Here is a 24,104-nt window from a genome sequence, read left to right as displayed (position 1 = left end):
GTGGAAAACAAGATTCGCGCGGGACAGGCGATGCTCATTTCAGGAGAACCGTCTACCCCGCGCGTGGGTTAACTCATCTCACATGATTATGCCATAGGAGGCAAAGATTACTCTTCTGCCGGGGCATTCATCAATCCCCACAGGTAACTGAAGTACTCGAAAGCACCAGTGTTACCAATGTGGAGCGGGTGTTTGTAATCCCAGGCAACTACCCATGACATGACCACATCGTTGGCATCGAAAGCTGAACCGTCATGGAACTTCACATTCGGGCGCAATTTGCAAGTGTACTCCGTGAGGTCATTATTGGGAGTGCATTCTGTTGCCAATGCCGGTTTCACCTGCGTACCACCGACTTCGTAGGCGAGCAGCGATTCGAGGACCTGTTCGCAGGCGCGCAGGCTTTCGCCATCGGTTTCATCGCCGCAGTACAGGGAAATGGGTTCGGCGTTCTGCATCCAGACGAAGGTTGAGCGACCGCCCGGATCCATAACGGCGAAGTACTCGTTGCCCAGCGGGCTGGCGTGTCCGCCAACCACGTCGGCACGATAGGCTACGCCAGAACCGCCGTGAGCAATCGGCACCATCGGCACCAGTTCTTTGATCTTGTTGTTGGCCTGCTCATAGATGGGAGTTGCTTCCTCAGGATCCGCAATGCGGGCACCCTGTTCGAGCAGTTCATAGATTTCGGGGAATGGCTTCCCAAATTGAGGATTGGCGCGGCCGAAGTGGAAGTCGAGGAAGTTGGTAATGTGCGGGTAGTCAGCGCCCCAACCCAGCAGATAAAAGCCGTTCAAACGGCCGCTGGTTGATTCATCAATGAATGCACCGCTTTCCATCACAACAATTTCAGCATCAATGTTGAGGTTTTGTTTCAACTGAGCCTGAATGTCAGTTGCAACCAGACCGGGTTCGGGCAGGTAACCGCGGAACACATCCCGGTAGTAGATTTTGGTCTGGAAGCCATTGGGGAAGCCGGCCTTAGCAAGCAATTCGCGAGCCTTTTCCGGATTAAATTCGTACCAGTCTTCACCAACGCAGCCGTTTGGAATGGAGCAGGGGGTGAAGTGTGAGGCAACCGATGAACCGGCCGGGTAGAAGTTATCCACGATGCGCTGGCGGTCAATCCCCATGGCAATTGCCTGACGGACTTCCAGTTTATCGAAAGGCTCAAAGGTGTTGGTCATGCCCAGATAGAAGATATTGAGGGCTTCGCGTTCAATCAATTGCAGGTTGGGGTCACTCCGGATGACCTCGAAGTCGTCTGGGCTGGGGTTGTCAATTCCGTCAACCGTACCGGATTGCAGTTCCAACAGGCGGGCGGCGCCTTCGGATGCCCAGCGGAAAACCAGGGTTTGGGTTTTGGCTTTCTCGCCCCAGTAATCATCAAAACGTTTGAAGATGATGCTGTCACCGCGTTTCCACGAATCCAGTACATACGGGCCAGTGCCGATGGGTTTTTCCAGAATTTGCTTATTGGCCATGGCCGCTTCAATCCATTCTTTGGGCTGAATGGCGAAGGCCGAAAATGCTGCTTTGGATTCAAAGGCTGGGTCTGGCACACACAGGGTGAAGCGAACAGTAAGTTCGTCCAGAGCGGCGATTTCCTTGATGATGCCGTTGTAATTATCGCAGGTCTCTACCCCGTAGACCATTGGTTCAAAACCTGCCTGCGGGGGTGTGGTTGGCTGTTCAGCCGGGGGTTGTTCTGGCGGGGTGGTTGGTTGCTGAGCAGGTGGCTGCTGGGGGGTCGGCGTGGCAGCCGGCTGACAGGCAGCCAGAACCAGGCTGGCAACCATCAAAACCGCCAAAACCAAAAAAAATTTGTTGGCTTTCATCACTACTCCTCCTTGGTTTTTTTGAAAAATGAAACAGGTGCAACAACAAACAGGTGCAGAAATTTGTCTGCGGTAATCACCTCCTTTGGCAAAAACTACGGGAAAAAAGAATCGGGACTGACGTATTATTATGCGTTAATTCTATTAAAAACCCAACCTTTTGGAGGAAAATTTTGGCTAGAATAATTGAATCAAAAGGAAACCAACCACACCCGCCCAAAGAATGTAATACAGCATCGGAAGAAGGGTGAAACGAATGATGCTGCCTTCCTTTCCGCTTAATCCAACCACCGAAGCGGCTGCTACCACATTCAAAACACAAATCATGTTTCCGGCATTGGCTCCCAAGGCTTGCAGAGCCAGGATGATAAACGGAGAAAGATTGACCTGGCTGGCTACACTGACTTGAAATAATGAAAACATCATGTTGCTGAAGGTGGCACTTCCGGCCAGAAACGACCCAAGGCTGCCAATCAGAGGAGCAATTAGCGGCCAGTAAGACCCAACAAGGTCCGAAGCCTGACGGGCCAGTTCAATCGGCATACTTTCCAGGCCGGCCGAATTGATACCCGAATTAATAAAAATTCGCACCATCGGCAGAGCACCGCCGAGGGCAATGGCACTGCCGATTAACCGTTGTAGAGATTGCGAAACGACCTGCCGGCGATTTTGACTTTGAATGTGAAAAAACCAGAATGAAAAGAGGGCAACGATGACAAAAATTGTCCCGGGCAGGTAAAGAGGCTCCAGCGAAGTGCTGATCCCCGTACCGAGAAGATTATCAAAGCGGATGGATATGCCTTGTAAAAAGGTTTTTAAGGGTAAAAAAGGCAGACGTGTAAGCACCAGCAAAATGGTGAGTATAATGTAAGGTAGCCAGGCTTGTTGGAGGGACATAGGATGTGTAAGGGCTTGCTCTTCTTCTTTCACGTCTTCAAAATACCAGACGTTTTTGGGAATGGGGAATCCTTTGCGGGCAGCCGGTATCACAATCAGCATAGCAACCAGCGCGCCGATCAAAGTTGGAAATTCCGGTCCTAAAAACAGGGCAACCAGATAAGCAGGCAACAGAAAACTGATTCCTGCAAAGAGGGCGAATTTCCACATCGCCAGACCTTCTCGCCATGACTTGTTCCTGCCGAAGAAACGAGTGAGCAAGAGCACCTGCAACAGGGGAATAAAAGTACCCACGAACAAGTCAATTTGGACGGCTTGGGCGGCTACTGCATGAATGACTTCAGGCAGAGACAACCCGCTGGCTGCTTCAGCGACCAAACTTGCCATTTCTCCACCCTGTTGCAATCCGCGCGTCATGCCGATTTGAAAAGTAGTCCCCAAAGCGCCAAAAGTTACCGGACTGCTGTTGGCTGTCAGGGCAAGCACAACTGCTGCAAGCGGCGGAAAACCAAGCGCCACCATCAAAGGAGCAGTAATCGCAGCTGGAGTGCCGAAGCCGGCAGCGCCCTCGATGAAAGCCCCGAACAACCAGGCTACAATGATGGCCTGAACGCGCCGGTCGGGGGAAATACTGAAAAACATGGCTCGAATCCGTTCCATTGCGCCGGCCACCGTTAATGTGTTGAGGAGCAAGATGGCCCCGAACAAAATCCACAATATTGAGAGAGAAATGATTAACCCTTCTAAAACCGAAGCAGAGATTTGTAATAACGGCACTTTCCAGACCAGGAGTGCCAAAATGGCTGTAATTAACAGGCTCAACGGCATAGCCTTGCTGGCTGGCAAGCGCAACAGAACTAATAAAAGAAAAATTGCCAAAATGGGAGTGAGAGCGGTCAGCGTGGTGAGTATCGTCATGATTTCATCCGTTCCAGTTTCAAAGTAAAGCGGATGCGCTATTTTACCAGCAGTTTGGGGTTTCTCGATAAAATTGTAAATTCATTCCCGTGCGGGAAACGGTATAATAAAAGGCAACCAGACAAAACATGAGGGCGGAATCACGATGAACAAAACCAAAATTCTGGTCGTGGACGATGATCCTGCAATTCTTCGTTTGTGTCAGCGGATTTTGGAACGATATGGCTTTGAGGTAGATACATCCACATCCGCACGCGATGCGCTTCGAATGGCGGAAGAGTCCCTTTATGAATTACTGATTACCGATATTCGCATGCCGATCATGGATGGATTTGAGCTGGCCTCTCGTTTTCGGCAAATCCATTCGGATGCAGGGGTGATCCTCATCACCGGTTTTGGCAGTGTAGAGACCTCTATTCAAGCCCTACGAAAAGGTGTAGATGGCTTGCTGGTTAAACCGTTTGAATCTTCAAAGGAATTGATCGAGACAGTCAATCATGTTCTCGAAAACCGCCGCTATCAGATGGATGCCGCCCGCCTGAAAGTATTACGTCCTTTATTCGATATTATGGAAAATATTTACAGCCGGGTGGATCTGGAATCACTCAAGAAGTATTTACAGGAACTTTCGGGTGATTTGCTAAAGGCTGCTGAAGCGGGTGTTTATAAATTCGAGTATTCCACAATGGAGTGGAAACTGGTTTATGGCTGTGATTTAAGTTTGCTTGTAGAACCTCATCGGTTAGATTGGGATCGGATGTGGAGCGCTTCGGGTGATGAACGTTTGAGAATTATCCAAACCGATCAACTGGATGATGTCATCTTGAAGAATTATTTGCTCCAAAATGATTTAGACATCTTGCTGGTGCCGGTATTTCGCGAGAAGGCGAAGTTTGTGCTGTACTTTTTACGCGCCAGAGAATCGGAAAAGTTAAGCGAAGCCGATATTGAAATGGCAGCCATATTTTCACGGCAAGTAGTCATTGCCATGGAGAATGCTTTGCTTTACAAGGATTTAGAGAAAATGTTTGAGCAAGCCAAAGAATCCCAGCGTGCGATTCTGATGGCAGAAAAAATGAGTGCATTGGGCAGGTTAATGGGAAGCCTGGCGCATGAGATGAATAATCCTCTTCAGTCTGTGAGAAATTGCCTGCATCTTTCCCTGCGGGGCGATATATCCGAAACTCAAAGACAGGAGTACCTCAGCCTTGCCGTATTGGAGATTGAGAGACTCTCCAGTCTGGCACAAAATACCCTGTCTTTTTATCGTACCAGTGATTTTGAAAGGAAACGGGTTGATTTATTAGCGGTGATCGAACTGGTCAAGGAACTGATCAAACCTCAATTGCATGCAAATGGAATCGAGTTATTTCAAAATTTTCCTTCCTCGCCGGTTGAGGTGGAGATGATTCAGGATCATATTCAACAAGTCATCCTGAATGTGCTGCTTAACTCAATGGAGGCCTTGAAAAATCAGCCATCGCCGCGTAAAATCTGGCTGGATTTGAACGACCAGAACCCGGATCGGGTGATCCTGAGCGTGGAAGATAATGGCATTGGCATTCCGGCTGATTTGCAAGAGAAGGTCTTTGAGCCATTTTTCTCGACCCGACAGGGGGGTACCGGTTTAGGGCTTTCGGTAAGTTATGATCTGATCGTGGATGTTCACAAAGGGGATATTCGTTTTGTAGCGCCCGTTCATGAAAACGGGGCAAGGCTTCAGATAACCCTGCCACGGCAAGGATGATGGACATGCCCAGAATTTTGATTGTGGATGACGAAGACGCTGCCCGGGTGACCCTGTTAAGGATTTTGCAATTAGAGGGCTTTGATGCTGATGGGGTTGAAAATGGCAGTGCAGCACTACAAGCGCTGGCGCGGCTCAATTACGACTTGATGCTGCTGGATTTGAGAATGCCTGACATCTCCGGCATTCAAGTGCTGGAAGAAACTGCCATGAAATACCCCCGTTTGAAAGTCATTATTCTGACGGCACACGGCAGTTTTGAAACGGCAGTACATGCACTACGAATGAAGGTAGCCGATTATTTACTCAAGCCGGTTTCACCGGAGGTCATTTTGAATAGCATTCGTAAGGCTTTGATGGATGATGAATCCGGCCAATTGAGGGGAGTAGTTCTGGAGCAGCGGGTTAGATACGAGACAAATGACGCTCCGAAGGGAGAGAATACGCTGTTGCGTCTTTCCAATGGAGTTCAAATTGACCTGATGCGACGCGTCATCTCATGGAATGAAAAAAACATTCATCTTACACCCAATGAAGGAAAGTTAATGGGAGTTTTGCTGGCAAATCATGCCCTGGTTATGCGTCATCAAGAACTCGTGCGGATCGTCTATGGTTATCGCCTTGGGGCAGAAGAAGCAGCCAAGATCCTGCGGCCGGTTTTTTCGCGCCTGAATCGCAAACTGGCTGTAATACCGGGGGGTGACCAATGGATTCGCAGTGTTCGCGGTTCAGGTTATGTGTTGGAAATCGAAGAACGCGAAAGCGGAGTGATTGGTTGAGTTTATTTCTGCCAGGGAAGATGGGTGGTTGGCATACGCGGCGGATTTAACCATGCCAGCCAGCCGGTCTGATGCCGTTTTTCAGCAGGTTGTTTTTCGAAACCAACCAGAAACAGGCTGGCTGCGATGAATAATGCTCCCAGCCATTGAGGAGCGTTCAAGGTTTCCCCAAGCCACAATCGAGCAAGCACAACCGTTACAATCAGTTCTCCCAATCCTAAAAGAGCGGTTTGTAAACCGCCCAATTTTTTGACACCCATAAACAGGGTTAGACGGGCGAGAAAGGTGATCGCTCCCATCCCAATCAGGGGCAGCCAGGAAGGATTGCCCGCAGGCAATTGACGGTCAAAGAGCAGGTAACCAGTCAAGACGGTAATTGCCATGCCAAGCAAAGTGTAAAAAGTAACGGTGGGAGGCGGGGCTTCGTAAAGAATCCGTTGATTGATAATCAGATGCAGAGCATAAAAAGCGGCTGAAATCAGCATGAAAAGCGCGCCAAGCCAATCCATTGAACCAGAGCCGCTATTCAGCAATAAATAAGCCCCAGGCAGGGCGAGACTCAAGCGAAACATGGTCAATGGGGAAATGGTCTGGCGATCAAGCAAAAGCCAGAAGGCAACAAAGAGCGGATAAAATGAGTAGAGTAAATGACCGATGCTGGCTTCCAGATGCGCAAGCGCAACGTAATAAAAAATTGAACCGATTCCGTTAATAAAGCCTGCCAGGAAGCAGCCAATCAAACCAACCGGATAAATGTAGAGATACGGCCGCTGAAACAGCATGAAGACCGCCAGCAGGCTGACTGCCAGAGTGGTACGCACAGCAACTACCGCCAAGGGAGAAAAACCGGCAAGCAAGGCTTGCTTTCCGAAAACAGGCAGTAAGCCCAGCAAAATGGCTGAGGATAAAGCGGCATTAATCCCCTGTGAGCGGTGTTTTCTTTCCATGATGATGGACGCCCCTCAACAGCAAGGGGTTATTTTAGAAATGCCCGTACCTCATCCAACAAATCCTCACTCATAAAATCCCCTTTCTGCATCAGTGTTTGAATGTGACCGCGTAAACGTTCTTTTTCACCGGGACTCAGTTCCTTGGCGGTGATTACGATAATGGGTATTTCGGCGGTGTCCGGACTGGCCTTCAGAGCTTCCATCACTGCAAAGCCGTCCATCTCCGGCATCATCAAATCAAGGATGACCAGATTAGGACGCCGGAAGCGAATAAGCTCAATCGCTTCCACGCCGTTGGCGGCTTCAAAGAGTTCGTAATCTCCCTGAGATTGTAAAATTCTTCGAATCAGGCGGCGGACATCCGGGTTGTCGTCCACAATGGCAATGCGCGGGAAACGATCAATGGCCACTTTGCTGAGCGCAGCCAGCAATCCTTCCTCGGTACTTTCCTCCATTTGCTCCGACGGCAGGATCACATCTTTTGACCACCCTTCGCCGAGGATGTTGCGTTCAATCGGCATGGTGTGACCGCTGACATTGATCACCACGCTTTCGTCAGGTGCAATTTGTCCGGCGCGTACCAGTTTGATCAATCCGGCAACGGCTACACCAGCGGCAGGTTCGATGGAAAGCCCCTCCATCTTCGCCAAAAAGTGCATGGCACGAAAGGCTTCCTGATCACTGACCATTTCAAACGTCCCGCCGGTTTGCAGGATTTGCTTTCGCAAAAGGGTGTAGGTGCGGCCGGGATCACCGGTTGCCAGGGTTGCAATCAAGGTATGGGGAGATCGAACCGGGGTCGCATCCTCCAGCCCCTGTCGCCAGGCATGGACCATTGGAGCGCATCCTTCGACCTGAATCACCGCAATTTTGGGAATGCGCTCAATGATACCCATCCGATACAGTTCTTCGAAACCCTTGTAGACGCCCAGCGGTCCCATGCCGCCGCTCACAGATTGAATGTACCAGTCGGGAGTTTTCCAAGGGAGGGTGGATAATCCCTCTAACGATTGAAGCGAATTACCTCTTTGGGCGGTAAATTGCTCGGCAATCTCGAAAGCAATCGTTTTCATTGATTCGACGCTGGTAATACTTTTGGCACCAGCATCCAGGTACAAGCCTCGCTGACGGGCAAATTCAGCCGCAACCTCCTTTGCCTGATCATAAGAACCGGTGACTTTGATGACTTGTGTGCCGTACAAAGCTACTTCGCGCATTTTTGCGGCAGGCACAAGGCTTGTGAGAAATGCCCACAACTTAATCCCGGCACGGGCTGCATAAGCCGAATAAGCGATGGCTACATTGCCGGTGGAGGCAATGACGGCTTCTGCAATACCTGCTTCTTTCAGGGCTGTGATGGTGACGGCAGCCTGGCGGTCTTTAAATGAGGCGGTAGGGCCTTGCCGCTCATCCTTGAGGTACAAGTTGGGATGACTGAGGATCATTCCTAAATTCAATGCCCGCAGCAGGGGAGTGCCGCCCTCATTCAGGCACAAATCCGGGTTAGGGTTACGTACAGGTAGTAATTCCCGGTAACGCCAGATATTGTAAGGGCGGCGGGCAATCAGGTTCGGAAGGGCTTTTCCGATTGCTTCATACTCATAAACTGCCTTTCGCCAGACACTTCCACAGTTTGGACAGCCAGATTGAAGCGGTGAAAAGGAGGTTTGGTGACCACAATCCAGACATTCAATGGCGAACGATAAATTTGTCAACGGAAAGACCTCAATTGGAATTAGACTTGAATACGAAGTAAAGCCTGCTCAATGTGATTAAGCAAGTCTTTTTCCCTCAAATAACTTTTATTAAGCATATTCTGGCTGAAACTGGCCAGCTGAAGATGCTGTTCGGGAGTCAGATCGGCGCCGGTGAGGATGATGATCGGTATGTTACGGTATTCGGGAGCGGTTCGAATTTTCTCCAATAACTGAAAACCATCCAATCCCGGCATGAAGAGATCCAAAATGACCGCATCTGGTTTGATATTGTGAATCATCTGCAAGGCTTTTTCACCATCGAATGCGGCGAAGATCTCAAAATTCTTTTGCTCCGCAAGTGTTTTCTGAATCAGACGCTGATCTTCCAGCGAATCATCCACAACCAGAATGCGATGAATTCGGTTTTGGCGGTTCAGGCGGTAAACCGCATTGACCAGATCTTCCTGAAGGAAAGGTTTAACCAGATAATCGGCTGCGCCCAGACTAAATCCTTTTTCTTCCTCTTCCAGAATGCTGCAAATAATGACCGGAATATCTTTAGTTTGGGGATCATTCTTCAAGGCGTGAATGACCTGCCAACCATCTACCTCAGGCATCATAATATCCAGGGTGATTGCAAAAGGTTTGAGAGATTTGGCTTTTTCAACGGCAAGTTTTGGCTGAGTGAGCGGAACGACTTTGTAACCACTGGTTTGTAAAAAGCGTTCGTATAGTTTTATGACTTGCGGGTCATCGTCAATGGCCAGAATCACTTTTTCGGTTTTGGATAAAATCTCATCCGATTTAAGTTCGCTGGTCTGTTTGGCTGGCTGCTGAACCGGCAGGGTGAAGTAGAAGGCGCTGCCTTTACCCACTTCACTCCATAACAAGCCAATCCGACCGCCATGTAGTTCAATAAAGGAGCGGGAAATGGACAGACCCAGGCCGGTTCCACCAGTTTTGCGGGTGGGAGAATCATCCACTTGAGAGAACGGCAGGAATAATTTTTCCCGTCCTTTCTCGTCAATTCCCTGGCCTGTGTCGGTAACAATGACCATGACCTCAGGTTTGTTATCAGGGCTGAGAGATTTCCTGGCTTCCACGGTGATGGAGCCGGCATCGGTGAATTTTGCCGCATTGGAGATAAAGTTGAGCAAAACCTGACGGATGCGGGTGTTATCGGCAATTACAACCGGTAAATCAGGTTCCACTTGATGATTGAGTTTGATGGGCTTGTCTTTTACCAACCCCACAGCCGTGGACATGACAGAATTGACCAAATCAGCAATGTTCACTTCCTCGAATTGCAGCTCCATTTTTCCGGCTTCGATTTTGGAAAGATCAAGGACATCATTGATCAGGCCGAGCAAGTGCTGACCGGAGTTGTAGATCGAGGTGAGATCCTGTCTCTGGAGGTCGTTGATCGGGCCATCAATCCCTTTGAGGATGACCCGCGAAAAGCCAATAATCGAATTGAGGGGTGTTCGCAATTCATGGCTCATATTGGCGAGGAATTGAGACTTCAAGCGGTCAACTTCGCGCATTTCCTGATAGGCTTTTTGAGCCAGCTCGTAGGCGCGGGCATTTTCAATGGCCACTGCAATCTGATCAGCCAGAATCTGGAACACTCCCAGATCGTCTTCCTGAAAGGCATTCGGACGTTCGGATTGAATATCCAAGGCGCCGATGATACGGTCAGCAATACGCAGGGGAATGCCCAACTCCGAGCGTGTTTCGGGCAGGTGCGGATTGGGAAGGTAGATAGGGCTTTCAGCAACATTATTGACCAGCACCGGACTGCCAGTATCGGTTACTTTGCCAATAATCGAGCGGGAGCCGACCGCAATCTTTTGATTGCTTCGCATGACTTCCTGGGCGCCCATTCCGCTGGCTTGCTGAATAATGGCGTGGGTGCCTTCGTCGTTGACCAAAAAGATGGCAGTGTGGTAAAAACCGAATCGCTCGCGAAGGAGATTGACGATCCGGTTGAGCAATTCATCTTGAGAAAGGACGCTCGTGGTATCGCGGGCAATTTCGGCAGCAGCTTGAAGTTCAAGGGCGCGGCGCTGGGCTTCTTTGAGAAGGCGTTGTCTTTCTAACGCTACTGCCACACCACTGCTCGCCACATTCAGCACACGTACCTCTTCCATGTCGTAACTGGCGGGTTGACTGGAAGTGGCTGCCAGAATACCAACAATTTTTCCGGCGCTGAACAATGGCACAAAAATACCCGAAGCAACCCCCATCTGTTTCAGGGTTTGTTTAGAAAGGGAATCCAACCGGCTATTTTCAAGATTATCCAATACAATCGGTTCTTCCCGCAATTCCTTGAGAATCGGTAAATGATTGATGGATTGGCGAATATTAGCCAGTTCCGTGTTACCGCTGACCGAGGTGCTGGCAACGACCTCAAATTCCAGCGGCACACCGTTTGGGTCGTTGAACATCTGGATGATGGACACCCGTTCTGCGTTGGCTGGCAGAATTTCGGTCATTACCAGATCAACCAAGTCGTTGGCATCACCTGCTTGCGCAATGCCGCTGCTGATCCGGTAATAAAGTTCGGTTTCGGCAAGGGCTGCCTGAGTTTGTTCGAACAGGCGCATGTTCTCGATGGCGGTAGCCATCTGATCCACGAGTGGCGGGAAGGTGCGCATCTCACGTATCGTAAAGTAATGCAACCCTTCTGAAAGAAAGAGTAAAGCACCTAATTGTTTGCGAGCAGCCCAAAGGGGTAAAACCGCAATCGAGCGTACATTTAACTCTTCCAGTGCCGAACGGGCGGCGGGCAAAATTCCTAAATCATAGATATCGTTATAAAAAGCGGGGGTTTCAATTGAAACCAGCGGATTGTAGGTGGCGTAATCCAATTCGGTACCAATCAACGGGGGATGGGCACCTCTTCCTGAGTGCCACGTTGCAGCAATTCGCAGGAGTGGGGTACTTAATGGATCGGATTGTTCAAACAGAACCAATACAATGCGATTCACCTTTTCATCGGTGATCCCGCCGGCAATGGCGCGCACCATCTCGTGGTAATCACCCGCCAAAGCCAGATTATGGCTGATTTTATACAGCGTTTCGGTCTCATCCAGCGAGGATCGCAATTGTTCCAGCAGGTCTTGGCGGACGAACGTGTTCGCCAGTGCATCTGCCGCCACCTGTAACACGCCGATTTCATCATTTTTCCAGGCTCGGGCAGTCCTTTGTTCGAATGCGATAAAACTGGGAATATCGCGATTACCCGGTACAGCCAGTAAAAGGATGGAGTGAATACCGCGCTGACGGAGGAACTCGCGTTCACGCCCTTCGAAATCTTCAGGCTGACCGGAAAACCAGCCTTTCTCTTTCAACGCTGAGGCCCAGTTAGGGAACAAAGCGGCAGAAAGCGGCTGCCGTACGACCAGATCAGAACCGGGGCGGATTTGAGGGGCAATCCAATGGTCGGTAACGATCCAGTGCAAGCCCTGTTCGTCTTCCCGTGCACTGGCAAAGTAGATGTAATCGCATTGGGCTGCTTCGCCAAGGAAGCCCAACATGGCGGGAATACCGCGAACGCCGCTTTCAGTCAATGTGGCAACTGCCTGAGCCACGTTAGCCTGATAGCGTTCACGTTTTTCGATGGCTTGCAGGGCGGTGGTAACTTCCTGGAAGAGATTGGCGTTTGCCAGAGCAATGGCTACCTGAGAGGCAATTGTGGAAAGCAAGTCTGCTTGAATATCTGAAAAACCAGCACCCTGCTCAAACTCTTGAAGGTAAATGACACCCATAACCTTTTCGGCGGTGACCATTGGGACGGCAAGAAGAGCAGCAGGAATGGGTTGATCGGGGATAATTTTTCTGGCAGATAAGGCGTTTGCCACATCCCGATTGATGCGTAAAACCTCCCGGCTGTGAACGACATAACTGATCAGGTCATCTCCAAGTGGCCTGGGGGGTAAGGGTTGAGAGTTTGAATCAACGGTATGCACGGGAAAAGTCAGGGTTTGCTGATCGGAATCCAGCATCGCAATGGTCAAATTGCGGCAGTTCAACAGTTGCACAAGCGCTTGCTGTAAGGTGGCAATGATCTGATCTTTATCGGTCAGACGCGAGATTTGCTGACCAATCTCATTCAGAGCAGCGAGATCTTTGTTGCGGCGTAAAATCTCTTGTTCGGCGCGAACTCTCTCGTTGAGTTCCTGTTGAACAGCAGCATACAATTCTGCATTTTCGATTGCAAGGCCAAGTTGATTGGCAACTTCCTGTACCAGTAGTAATTCTTCTTCGCTCCAACGGCGTTGTACGCCATCGGCCATGATTTCAAGAATGCCGATTTCTTGTTGCCTCTTTTTCAAAGGAACGGTGATGATGGCCGGGTTTTCAAGAATAGATTTTGAACGAGGTCTGACCGAAGGAGGGGCGGCTTTTTGGGCTTTTGGCTGAATCGGAGCCCTGACTGGCGTTTTTCTTGCGCTTGGGGTTGTTTGCTGGCTGGCAAATTGGGTTTTCGGAATGTCCTCATTCTCTGATTGAGGTTTTACCGGCTTGCTCTCTAACAAGGGTTGGGTAAAACCACGAAAACCGCCCTTCTCGCCGTTTAATGCGCCTTTTTTGAAGATGGTCAGACGGGCTGGTACAGGGTTACCGCTTTTGGATTGAAATACGACGGACAAATCAATGGGAAACACATCCTGATTTAAGGCATTTTGCAATGCAGTAACCGATTCACTGCTCAACCCAAATGAAGATAAGGGTTGACCGATGATCTCATCCGGTGAGTAACCCAGGCAAACCTTTATGGCATCTTCACAGAAAATAATGCAGCCGCTTTCGTCTGTTTCCCACTTCCATTGTGGCAGAACCGTCGGTGGGGGTGGAGGGGGAGGAATCTGCTCGGCGGCATCTTCCGTAATGTTGGCAAAGAGATGGTCAAGCCGGTTGAGCAATTGCTTTTTCGACATATTGCAGGATCTCCTGGGCTAATTCGCGGTATTGCAAAGCAGAACGGCTTTTGGGAGCATGGTAGATAATCGGCAGACCGGCAATGGAACTTTCCCGCAGACGGGTATCCACCATGATGACGGTTTCCAGCACACCATTGCCAAAACTTGCACGTAACTGTTCACTCAGGGTTCGATGGATGCGGTTGCGGCGATCAAACATGGTGAGTAAAAGCCGGTAGGTGAGATCGGGATTGGTTTGCGAGCGAATGCGGCGGATTAAACTCATCATGTTTTTCAAGGCATAAATGGAAAAGTACTCTGCCTGCGTAGGAATGATGAGTAATTGCGACGCGGTCAGGGCATTAATCACCACGGAACCCAAAAAGGGGGGACAGTCAAATATTACATAATCAAACGGCAGCGAGATTTCGGAAAACGCCTTTTTCAGGGTAAATTCATATTCGGGACGGGCGGGCAAAATTCGTTCGCTATAGCCCATATCATGATTGGAAGGGATAAAAAATAAACCCGGAATACCGGTTTCCCGCCATAGTTTATGGATGGGAGATTGATCGGCAACGGCGTTCAGAATGGTTGCATGTCCGTTGAGGGGATCCGTTCCCAGTGCGAGGGTTAGATTGGCCTGAGCGTCCAAATCAACCAGCAACACCTGCCGCCCCGCTTCAACCAGGGCTGCACCCAGAGAGAGCGCTGTAGTCGTTTTGGCAACTCCGCCTTTTTCGTTTGTGATGGAAATAAAATAAGTCATACCTGCCCCTTCCTGCTCGAACCGTTTGATCCGTTATTCCGTTTTTGTAGAGTGGATGGTTCATTGCTCTGCTGTTGTGGAGGTGTGGTTTCTTCACCAGTATCTTTCCATATGACTTGAGCATGGCTGGCATTCAAAGTGCGTTTCAATTCTTGAATGGCAATCTCGATCATCGTGTTCGGGTCATTTGTGGAGCGGATCTTGCTGGTGATTTCCAAAACGCGGCGCTCGCGCTCAGCGCGACGGATGGTCTTTTCCAGCAAACGCGCATTTTCCAGAGCCAGCCCAACCTGATCAGCAACTGCCTGAATGGAACGAATTTCTTCTTCACTCCAAACCCGATCGGCAATTTGATCATCTTCAATGTGAATCACCCCAACGGTTTCACCTCTCAGCCTGACCGGAACCGATAATGCCGCCGGTTGACTTTCCTTTGCCGGGCGGACGATAACATCTCCGGAGAGCAGCACATCGGAAATTTCCTGTTCGCGCATCTCTTCCAATGCAATCAAACCATGAGGTGTTGCCCGATAGCCAATTACCGGTCGTTCTCCGGCTTCTTTGCTCCATTCCTGACGCAGGTAAAGCCGGTGAACGCGTTGAGATTCCTCCAGCGCTTGCAGGGTTTCGGTGTAGAGCCGGTTATTGAGGATGGCGATGGCAATTTGATCAGCCAGGATGCTGAATAATTCAACGTCTTCCTGGGTGAAGGCGTTGGGTATTGTACTTTGCACATCCAGAGCGCCGATCACCTCGTTGTTTGCTTTGAGGGGGAGTGCCATTTCGGATCGGGTTTGAGGTAAATCGGGATTGTTGAAGAAGACTGCGTCTTTACCAACATCAGTGGCGATACGGGCTTCTCCGCTACCGGTTACATAACCCACAATACCAACCTGACCGACCTTGAGCCGGTGCTGGCGAGCAAGCATCCGTTTACCGCCTTCTGAGTTTGCTGCTCGCAGAACGGCGTATTCCTTCTGTTCGTCCAACAAGAAAACGCCCACGTGATAAAACCCAAATCGTTCGCTGATCAGGATGGTGAGCTGGTTCAGCAGACTTTCCAGTTTTTGGGTCGAAACGATACCGCGGGCTACATCCGAAACGGTTTGCAACTGGCGTGTCCTGTAGAGCAATGCCTCATTTTGTTGGGCGAGTTCACGGGTTCGCTCTCGAACCCGGTCTTCCAGCGTGTTGATCAGGTTCTTCAACTGGTTGGTCATAAAATTGAATGCCTGAGCCAGTTTTCCAATCTCATCACCGGTTTCTACCTGCGCCTGTGCATCCAGCTCACCGGAGGAGATCAGCTCTGCAGTTTGCTGCAAACGAACAATCGGCCGGCTAAACGAGCCGGAAACCACGCTGGCAATTAACCCCACCAACCCAGCAATCAAGGTAGAAATTAAGATGGATAAGCGGCCTTGCCGTGCGACTAAGCCGGCAAAAGTAGTCTGTTCGCGGACAAAGACCACATACCACGGGTTGGTTTTCAAGCGAGTGATGGCACCAATTTCAGGATGGCTGGGATCATCCGGGTGAAATTCTGCAGTAAAGAAGGGGGAGTTCAAATAGTTTTCCAAACCTGCCGAGAGGGCAACATCATTGGTGCTCATTTCGTAAAGTGGTAAATTCGGAACACGATTGGATTGAATCAATTTTCCCATCACGTCCGAAGGCAGCGGCATGACCAGTTTATAAATACTGTTGGGAATGAGCGTATCGGCCAGACGCAAATAATTCTCATCGAGCAAGATTGGGTAGGAACGGATGCCCACCAAATTTACCTCTTGCTCCAGTAATTCCTGCAAGATCAGGGCGTCAAATTTAGCGCGCAAAACACCGATTACCTGCTGGCGTTGATTCCGTACCGGGCTTGAGAAATAGATATATCCATTCCGAGATCTCGGGTCAAAAATTACAGGTGAGGCATAAACCTGCCCAGTTGTGAGCGGGAGTGTAAAGTACTCGTTTTGAGATTCGTCTTGCCCGATTTGAAGAGGATTAATATCCAGAACGGCTTTGCCTTCCGCATCAACCAAACCATAAGAACGCAGAAAGCGCTGTTGACGGGAAGATAACGAACGCAAGGTCAGAGTAGCTGCCACTTCCTGGGTACTGTTAGGGCGGTACAAAGGCGAAAGCGAAAGGTAGTTCGAAAATACAGCCAGAGAAGCTTCACTGGCAATGGATTGTTTGTTTTCTTCAAAGAACGAATCGACTTTAGAAGCAGTCTGCTGGGCTGCAAGAAGAAGGACTTGATTGGTCTGATTACGCAGAGCATCCTGAAAGAAACGCGAATTGATAATCGAGATGACCAGTAATGGGACAATGGCAATTGCCAGTGAAATTGTCAGCAGTTTGATGCGTAATGTGGCGGAAAGAACTTCCAGCATCAACAAGATGATATAAACCATCATTAAGATGCCCAACAATACCGGAATGAACAATTCAATCTGCGGCAACCTGACTTGCGAGACAGGTAAAAAGTTGCCGGCGATGACAGCCGTCAGTGCTGAAAAGAAAGCCAGAGAGATACCGGTATCCCTTCGTTGACCTTCAAGGGAACCGGTGACCAGAAGAGTCAATACCAAAAAGAGGATGATTGCCAAAGGCAAAGCGACATTGACAATGAGAGCACTGAAAGCAATGGCACTTATTGAAAGCGTTGGAGCAAGCAGGTAGGTGCGCTTTTCGGCGGCTTCTTTCTCAGGAAAAGTAGCGGCGAAAAGAGATGCAAGAAAGCCGCCCGCGCTAAAAAATGTAAGAGTAAAGATTTGCCAGTAAGGTTGATTGAAGGATGTTAGCAGGAAGATGACACTTGTAATTCCAAGAATAATGGCAGCAAGCCGAGCCACGCCGGCAGCAAAGCGATCACGGCGATACGCTGGCTCGACGCCTTCTTGCGAGATTATCCTCATCAAATTGCTCTGGTATCCGATATTCATGAAACCTCCAGTGGATAATCCCCATGCTGTATCTCTTGCGAAGGAAGAATCTGGACAGTTACTTCGCGTAAACCCAGTTTTTGTCTGATTTGCTGGGCGGTTGTCTTAAGAATTTGTTCGAAATCGGTACTGGAGCGTACCTGTGTGGCAAGATCGCCTACCAGATGTTCTCTCTCGGCACGGAGTTGTAATTCCTCCAACAAACGGGCGGTTTCCAGAGCTGAACCCAACCGTTCTGCAGTTGTGTGAAGAAGCCGCTGAATTTCAGGAGACGGCTGCCCGCCTTTGAACTTAATATTGAGCACCCCGATCACTTCACCTCGGCTGTGCAGCGGCACCTGTACCGTTTGGGCATCCGATAAAGATTGTGAAGGATTTTTCACAACGGGAATTGGTTCAACTTGCTTACGATCAGGATCATAGCGAAAACCGCGGGTTTTACGACTACTGCGGATGTACATCCGCCAGGACTTGCGGGTTTCGGTGCGGTACCCGCTTTCCAAATCGGCTACAGTTTGTTGAAGCTGGTCAATCAGTCGGATGCGTTCCAATGCCACTGCCAGTTGATTGGCAATAATTTGAAGCGATTGAATATCCACCTGTGAGAACGCTTCCGGCTCGGTAGATTGAATATCTAATGCGCCGAGCACTCGATCTCCAATCTTGATGGGAAGGGCAATTTCAGAGCGGGTGTAAGGCAAGAGCGGATTCTTGAAGTGGACTGCATCCTTGCCGACGTCCAAAGCAATGCGCGCCTCTCCACGGGCAACCACGTTTCCGACAATACCTTCCTCGCCTTTTTTAAGGCGGTGACCTTGGGCGAGCATCTTCTCACCCGCTTCTCCCAGCGCAGAAACCAGTACGGCATACTCATCTGTATCGTCCATGAGGAAAATGCCAGCGTGATAGTATCCCAAACGGTCGCGAATCAGTTGAATGGTATTACGGAAAAGATTTTCCTGACTGGTTTCCATTGAGATTTGGTGGGCAATCTCACCGGCGGTTTCCATCAGGCTGGTTTGCCGGGTAAGTAGCCGGGTGCGTTCTTCGATGCGCGCTTCCAGGTTTTTTCTTTCTTCATCCAGAATTTGGGAGAGTTCTTTTTCAGAAGAAGCTGCCCTGTTGTAAACCTTGAGAAGGTGTCCGGAAATCATGGCCAAAACCCAATTGGAAAGGACGAAAGCCGCAATCAATCCGATGAAAGGTACGAGTTCAAGGGATTGAGTTCCCAGACCAAATGGTTTCAGCAACCCAAAATGGAGAGAAATACCCGCCGTCAGAATGAGTGCCAGACTAACCAAGAAAGTGGTCATGCCCGCTTTTCCATTCCAGAATATAAGGGCAACTTGAACCGCGGTCAGGAAAAGGAGAAGTCCAATGCTTTGCATCTCTCCAAGTAAAAATAAGGCGAAACCAACCAGCAAATAAAAGATTATCAGGAAGCCAGTCCGTAAAGAGGTTGAAAAGCTTTGACGAAAAGTAACCAGCAGGAGGAGTGCGAGCAGCGGAGCTAGTGCCAGTGGAAGGAGGGGCTGTTGGGTGAGGGCGTTCTGAAAGGCAATCCACAGGTAGGCGGCCAGACTGAGTACGCTGGTGAGATTCAAAATGGGCTGGAGAGCGCCACTCAGGTCATCCACTTCACCTCCGCGGCTGAATGCGGATGATAAAGAGGAGTAGGGGCGGGTGGGGAGATTTTGACTCATCCTTCAACTTCCTCCATTTGATCTTCAACCGGCGGAATTAACTGGACGCTCACCTCAGCCACATTGGGAAGGTGACCGATTTCAAGGAGAGCCGCTTTGAGAATCTGGTCAACGGTATTTGCGCGCGAAAATTGAGCGGTCATTTCACTGAGGCGCTGCTCTTCCATTGCCCGACGTTGGGTTTCCTGAATCAAGCGGGCATTTTCCAGAGCAATGGCGGTTTGATTGATTACCCCATCCACAAATTCCATTTCTTCGGGTGTCAAGCTCTTATCGCCTAATTCAAGAGTCAGGTTACCAATTGCCTGATCGCGAAGGGTCAAGGGGATGTGGATTTGGTTAGATGCTTTTCCATCTTGAATGGCGGAGGGATTTTGGTAGGTGTACTCAAGTTTGCCGTGCATGGCAACCGCGTCTTCCCAGGATTGCATGAGGTAAGCCCGGTTGAGTGCGCGGATCTCTTCAAGATTTTGTTGGGTTTCCTGAAACAGGCGGGCATTTTCCAGGGCGGTCGCGAGCGAATCGGCAATACCCATCAAAATGCGAATATCATCTTGATCGAAGGCTTCGGGTTGGGTAGATTGAATGGTCAGGGCACCTAAGCAGACACCGCGGCTGATAATGGGTAGTGCCATTTCAGAACGGGTTAGGGGTAAGTAAGGATTGTTGAAACGGACGGCTTCAACCCCGGTATCCAGTGCAATTTTGGGTTCTTTGCGTGCTGTTGCCCAGCCAATCATCGAGTTTCCGCCAACCGCCAGTTTGTGACCGGCGGCAATCATCTGGCGGCCGGCTTCGCCTGTGCCTGCTTTGAGGACGGCAAATTCGCCGCGCTCATCCACTAAAAAAATACCGGCGTAATACAGATCAAATTCTTTTTGAATCAGGTCAACCGATTGTTGGAGAAGTGTTTCGGGATCGAGAAAGGTGTTGACTGCTCTGGCAATTTCTGCTGCGGTACGTATCTGGTTCAAACGGCGCTTCAGGGTTGTGGTTCGTTCTTCCACATTTTTTTCGAGGTTCAGACGGGCAGCGTTCAATTGCATTGTCAAGGTTCGTTGTTGCAACAATGAACTTTGTAAACCGTTCAAGATAGTGTAGATGGACAGCAAAATGAAACCGCCCACGATGCTGAAATGAATTGCCACATTGACCCAGTTTTCGAAACTCATTGAATTCAATAGAGTTTCCTGCAATGGCTGGTTCATGCCCCCGTAGTTCATCCCGTAGCCCATCCCCACCACCGTGGCAAAGGTGAAAAGGATGGCAAAAACACCAGCCCGTACCCCCCATAAAAGTCCAGCGATGAAAACAATGGCCAATACATAGGCAACCGCGTTCCGTGTTACGCCGTAAACCACCAGATTTTGAACGGCCAAACCATACAGGACGACCAGAATTGCCAGGGTACGCAGGTTGAAGGATAATTTTCTGAGGAGGGGTAAAGCAAGCGCTACCAGCAATGCCCCGGTGTACAGGTAAATTGAGGTGCGGTCTTGATATTGGATTGCCCGTTGTATGGCAAGGTAGTAAATCACTGTGCCTGCCAGCGCAAACAGGAGGAGTGTAGTCTGTAAGATACGCTCGCGCCAGGTGGCTAGCTCCCCTAAACGGGAGATGTGAGGAGGGGTATGGGCAGGATTAATTTGGCGGATGAAGTTCATTTGCCGTTATCCTCAATGTGGTGACCATTGTTGTGTTCATCGGGGATGGATGTTAAAGCAGCATGGCTCTCACGTGATGAACTTTGAACACCTGGATTAATCTGGATATGGGCTTTGCGTGCACCGACTGCCCTGCTAATTTCATTTACCGAGGTACGAAGAATGGTTTCGATATCAACCGAACGGCGAATTTTACTGGTGATTTCATAAAGCATCCGCTGTCGTTCAACTTGTTGGCGAATTTGATCCACCAGACGGGCATTGGTGAGGATCGCACCCAGTGCGTCGCCAAGTGCGCCAATGATTTCCTGATCGTTTTCGTCGAAGCGATCCACCTGCTCGGATTCCACAGTGAGAACGCCAAGCAATTCATCCGAGAAAAGAATCGGAACAGCCAGCGCAGATTGCGTTTCCGGGTGGATGGTCACATTGGTCTCACCCGACGATAGACGACCAACCCGCACCGGATAGCGGTCTCGGGCGGAAATTGCCAGCAGATGTTTGCTGTTCTGGATGTTGATCTGATTGATTTCCAATCCCTCAAATCCGATGGCGGTATGCAGGAACAGGTTGCCGCTCTGATCAGCGAGATAAAAGGCTACACGTTCCTCGCCCAGAGATGTTCGCAGGTTATAAACCGTTCTCTGGATCGCTTCACTGAGGTTCGTGCTGGTAGAAGCGGCGGTGGTCATCTGATGGAGTAAGCGATGTTTGACCAGATTTTCCTGCGCATGGGCGTATAGATGGGCATTTTCCAATGCCATTGCCAGCTGATCTGCCAGGATTTCCAGCGTGTGAATGTCCTCGGTTGTAAAGGCATTAACCCGGTCACTTTGCACATCCAGCGCACCAATCACACGGTTTGCGGTTTTCAAAGGCACAACCAATTCCGAATGGGTATCTGGAAGGAGGGGGTTGGGGTAATAATTGGGATTTTGGCGGGTATTGTTGGACACAACCGTTTCGGCTTTGGCAACGGCCTGCCCAACCAGTGAACGAGAGCCAACAGCCAGACGGTGTCCGGCAGCTTTCATCTTCTGCCCGATCTCGCCGGAGGCTTCATGTAACACCGCGTATTTTCCTGTCGGATCCACAAGGAAAACCGAAGCGTGGTAATAACCAAATCGTTCGCGAATCAGGTTAGTCGCATTGACCAGCACTTGTTCGGTCTGCAGGGAGGAAGCCACATCGCGGGCAATCTCGGCAGCGGTGAGCAGCTGTTGGGCCTGCCGGTTGCTCAGGTTTTCGGTTCTCTTCAACTCGGTGATATCCTGAGAAATCACCAGCAAAGCATAGGGGTTTTTATTGGCGGGGTCCGCATTTGAAAATAGCGGAACACGGGAAACTAGCTCCCAGAGCGTTTCTCCATTTTCCGCATGATATTCGACCATTTCGCCGACAACAGGAATACCAGAGGAAATGACTCGCATGTCATGCTGATGGCGGAGGTTGCCAGCCTCGCCGGGGATTAATTCTTCATCAGTGTAGCCGGTAATCTCACTGGCTGAGGAGTATCCAAGGCTGGCAATAAAGGAATTGGAAACCCGCAGATAACGCCCTTCCTGATCTTTGAAGTAAATTTTCTCCGGCACGTTTTCCAGCAAGGCATTCAGCAGGGTGTGTTCCTGATCGTAGGCTTGCAAAGTTGAGGTCATGTTCTCAACCAGCTGTGCATTGCGGATGGAAATGGCGATTTGGGGGGCAATTGTCTCCAGTAAAATCAGGTCTTTTTCCGAAAAGCGTTCTTCTTTTTGGGTATCCTGTACGATGATTGCACCAAGAACCTGGCCGCCCACCATCAGCGGTACACCCAGCCAGGATTTGGCAGGCTTACCAACAATTTTTGCGCCTAAACGCATGGCATCTCGTTCAACATCCGAAACCGCATACATGTATTTATAAGCGTTCCAGCTGGCGGGTAAGTCTTTCGGTTCAAACTTTAAGGGCAGCAGCAGCGATTTTCGATTCTGAATGATATAGGAGGTCAGACCCTCACCCAACGGGAAGGGTGGAATGGAAGTCACTTTCCCGTCTTCGTAGTGATAGGGGAACTGGATAATTTGATTGGCTTGATCGTAAATAGCGAAGGAAAAAGATAAATCCGCACCAATTTGTTCACTGACCTTTTGGTGCACCAACTGATAAAGAGGTTGCAGGCTGAATTCATTGCTGATCGCCTGACTGATGCTGGTCAGGGTCTCATAAGCAGACATTTGACTGCGAAGGCTGCGGATGCTGCCAAGTTTTTCCAGTACCGCACTGATGGTATGAGATAAATGGATAAAGGGTTGTAGGTTCACCGCCGAAAGCGGGGTTGGCTTACGCGAACCAATGACAAACAGCCTGACGACCCGTTGATTGACCAGTAAAGGGAAAATTGCGATGGAATTGCAATTGCGATTTTCAAAGAGGGTGAACAGATTGACAAGTTCACTGATTTCCTCTTTTTGTTCGAGGATAATACAATCTTTGCCCGAAAATAAAGTTTGCGGGTTTTCAATCTGAATGGCGGTCCCTTTCAGGGACTTTTCGGTATACCGCACCTGCCGGTCAAGGAGATGCATCAGACGCAAATTATTGGGGTAGATGTCAAAGAATGCCGAAACATAATCGATTTTGGATAGAGTTTCGTCGAGGATTTGATTAATCTGAGATTCTTCACCGGCGTGATTGATTTTTTGAGCGGCGTGATATAACGGGTTTTCCTCTTGGCGGTCAAATTCAATCGGTTCGAAGGAAAACTCACTGTCGAAGTTTTCCTGGCGGTCCTCTTCAACGGTGAGGTCTAAACCAGACTCAACCAGCCCGGAAGATGGGTCGGCTTTTTGAGAAATTGCCTGTAACTCAATTTTTCGGTACATTCGTCCCAGTTCATTGCGAAGCAGATTCAGAGCGTAGGCCAGTTTCCCAATTTCATCTTTGCTTTGAACAGTGAACTTTTGACTCCAATCCCCATTGGCGAGTTTTTCGGTTTGGGTGGAGAGATTTTCTATCGGCACGATGAACACCTGAATGAACAGCCAGGTGATCCCTGCAGCGATTAACAGGCTGATCCCTGATCCTGCCCAAAATACCGGTTGTGAAAGAATCAAAATCCATGGAGTTTGTCCGCTTGTTGCAGGTGGCAGCAGAGATACTGCAAGGACGGTGGAAGCAACCGAGAGCAGTAAGGGGAAAACTGCCAGCAAGAACAAAAATAATAGAGCCTTATGCCTGATTCGCTTGAAGAAAGTGGGAGAAGATTTTCGGGACGGGGTAGATGGAAGAGTCATCAG

General features: G+C 49.6%; 12 protein-coding genes. 2 read left to right on the top strand and 10 right to left on the bottom strand.

Annotated elements, in window-relative coordinates:
- Positions 1–107 precede the first annotated feature (107 nt).
- Entirely contained in the window at positions 108–1,838 is a 1,731-nt protein-coding gene (locus AC812_RS13620; RefSeq protein ID WP_061917405.1) for an ABC transporter substrate-binding protein, read from the bottom strand.
- 177 nt (positions 1,839–2,015) lie between these two features.
- A complete protein-coding gene (locus AC812_RS13615) occupies positions 2,016–3,653 on the bottom strand; it encodes an L-lactate permease (protein WP_061917402.1) in 1,638 nt (545 codons plus the stop codon).
- A gap of 145 nt (positions 3,654–3,798) precedes the next feature.
- Here AC812_RS13615 and AC812_RS13610 point away from each other — a divergent pair, with 145 nt between their 5' ends.
- A complete protein-coding gene (locus tag AC812_RS13610; protein WP_061917398.1) occupies positions 3,799–5,400 on the top strand; it encodes a hybrid sensor histidine kinase/response regulator in 1,602 nt (533 codons plus the stop codon).
- A 5-nt stretch (positions 5,401–5,405) separates the two neighbouring features.
- Positions 5,406–6,179 (top strand): response regulator transcription factor, encoded by a 774-nt coding sequence (locus tag AC812_RS13605; RefSeq protein WP_061917395.1) that lies wholly within the window; start codon positions 5,406–5,408, stop codon positions 6,177–6,179.
- A gap of 2 nt (positions 6,180–6,181) precedes the next feature.
- Here the strand turns inward: AC812_RS13605 and AC812_RS13600 are convergent, their stop codons facing one another.
- The 8 genes from AC812_RS13600 to AC812_RS13565 are packed head-to-tail and all read right to left on the bottom strand — an operon-like array spanning position 6,182 to position 24,101.
- Positions 6,182–7,126 (bottom strand): DMT family transporter, encoded by a 945-nt coding sequence (locus tag AC812_RS13600; protein WP_061917392.1) that lies wholly within the window; start codon positions 7,124–7,126, stop codon positions 6,182–6,184.
- A 29-nt stretch (positions 7,127–7,155) separates the two neighbouring features.
- On the bottom strand, positions 7,156–8,844 hold the full coding sequence (locus AC812_RS13595; RefSeq protein ID WP_061917389.1) for a pyridoxal-phosphate dependent enzyme: 1,689 nt from the start codon (positions 8,842–8,844) through the stop codon (positions 7,156–7,158).
- A gap of 20 nt (positions 8,845–8,864) precedes the next feature.
- On the bottom strand, positions 8,865–13,769 hold the full coding sequence (locus AC812_RS13590; protein ID WP_061917386.1) for a GAF domain-containing protein: 4,905 nt from the start codon (positions 13,767–13,769) through the stop codon (positions 8,865–8,867).
- Positions 13,738–14,520: a ParA family protein gene (locus AC812_RS13585; RefSeq protein WP_061917382.1), complete on the bottom strand. Its 783-nt coding sequence runs from the start codon at positions 14,518–14,520 to the stop codon at positions 13,738–13,740. The genes AC812_RS13590 and AC812_RS13585 overlap by 32 nt, the downstream gene beginning before the upstream one ends.
- Complete coding sequence (locus AC812_RS13580; protein ID WP_061917379.1) at positions 14,517–17,462, bottom strand: GAF domain-containing protein; 2,946 nt, start codon at positions 17,460–17,462, stop codon at positions 14,517–14,519. The genes AC812_RS13585 and AC812_RS13580 overlap by 4 nt, the downstream gene beginning before the upstream one ends.
- Positions 17,459–19,165, bottom strand: a complete 1,707-nt coding sequence (locus AC812_RS13575; RefSeq protein WP_061917376.1) for a GAF domain-containing protein — start codon at positions 19,163–19,165, stop codon at positions 17,459–17,461. The genes AC812_RS13580 and AC812_RS13575 overlap by 4 nt, the downstream gene beginning before the upstream one ends.
- Positions 19,162–20,829, bottom strand: coding sequence for a GAF domain-containing protein (locus AC812_RS13570; RefSeq protein WP_061917373.1), 1,668 nt, complete (start codon positions 20,827–20,829; stop codon positions 19,162–19,164). The genes AC812_RS13575 and AC812_RS13570 overlap by 4 nt, the downstream gene beginning before the upstream one ends.
- Positions 20,826–24,101 carry a GAF domain-containing protein gene (locus tag AC812_RS13565; RefSeq protein ID WP_062158936.1) on the bottom strand — a complete coding sequence of 1,092 codons (3,276 nt, stop codon included), beginning with the start codon at positions 24,099–24,101 and terminating at the stop codon, positions 20,826–20,828. Before AC812_RS13565 ends, AC812_RS13570 begins: the two co-directional genes overlap by 4 nt.
- Between the last annotated feature and the right edge of the window lie 3 nt (positions 24,102–24,104).

Origin of the sequence: Bellilinea caldifistulae, assembly GCF_001306055.1 — a bacterium.
Classification (GTDB): domain Bacteria; phylum Chloroflexota; class Anaerolineae; order Anaerolineales; family Anaerolineaceae; genus Bellilinea; species Bellilinea caldifistulae.
This window is presented reverse-complemented; position numbering and strand designations above follow the sequence as displayed.

Bases quoted from the DNA above. Each gene is read 5' to 3' on its own strand.
- AC812_RS13620 (WP_061917405.1), bottom strand. From the start codon at position 1,838: ATGAAAGCCAACAAATTTTTTTTGGTTTTGGCGGTTTTGATGGTTGCC.
- AC812_RS13615 (WP_061917402.1), bottom strand. From the start codon at position 3,653: ATGACGATACTCACCACGCTGACCGCTCTCACTCCCATTTTGGCAATT.
- AC812_RS13610 (WP_061917398.1), top strand. From the start codon at position 3,799: ATGAACAAAACCAAAATTCTGGTCGTGGACGATGATCCTGCAATTCTT.
- AC812_RS13605 (WP_061917395.1), top strand. From the start codon at position 5,406: ATGCCCAGAATTTTGATTGTGGATGACGAAGACGCTGCCCGGGTGACC.
- AC812_RS13600 (WP_061917392.1), bottom strand. From the start codon at position 7,126: ATGGAAAGAAAACACCGCTCACAGGGGATTAATGCCGCTTTATCCTCA.
- AC812_RS13590 (WP_061917386.1), bottom strand. From the start codon at position 13,769: ATGTCGAAAAAGCAATTGCTCAACCGGCTTGACCATCTCTTTGCCAAC.
- AC812_RS13585 (WP_061917382.1), bottom strand. From the start codon at position 14,520: ATGACTTATTTTATTTCCATCACAAACGAAAAAGGCGGAGTTGCCAAA.
- AC812_RS13580 (WP_061917379.1), bottom strand. From the start codon at position 17,462: ATGAATATCGGATACCAGAGCAATTTGATGAGGATAATCTCGCAAGAA.
- AC812_RS13575 (WP_061917376.1), bottom strand. From the start codon at position 19,165: ATGAGTCAAAATCTCCCCACCCGCCCCTACTCCTCTTTATCATCCGCA.
- AC812_RS13570 (WP_061917373.1), bottom strand. From the start codon at position 20,829: ATGAACTTCATCCGCCAAATTAATCCTGCCCATACCCCTCCTCACATC.
- AC812_RS13565 (WP_062158936.1), bottom strand. From the start codon at position 24,101: ATGACTCTTCCATCTACCCCGTCCCGAAAATCTTCTCCCACTTTCTTC.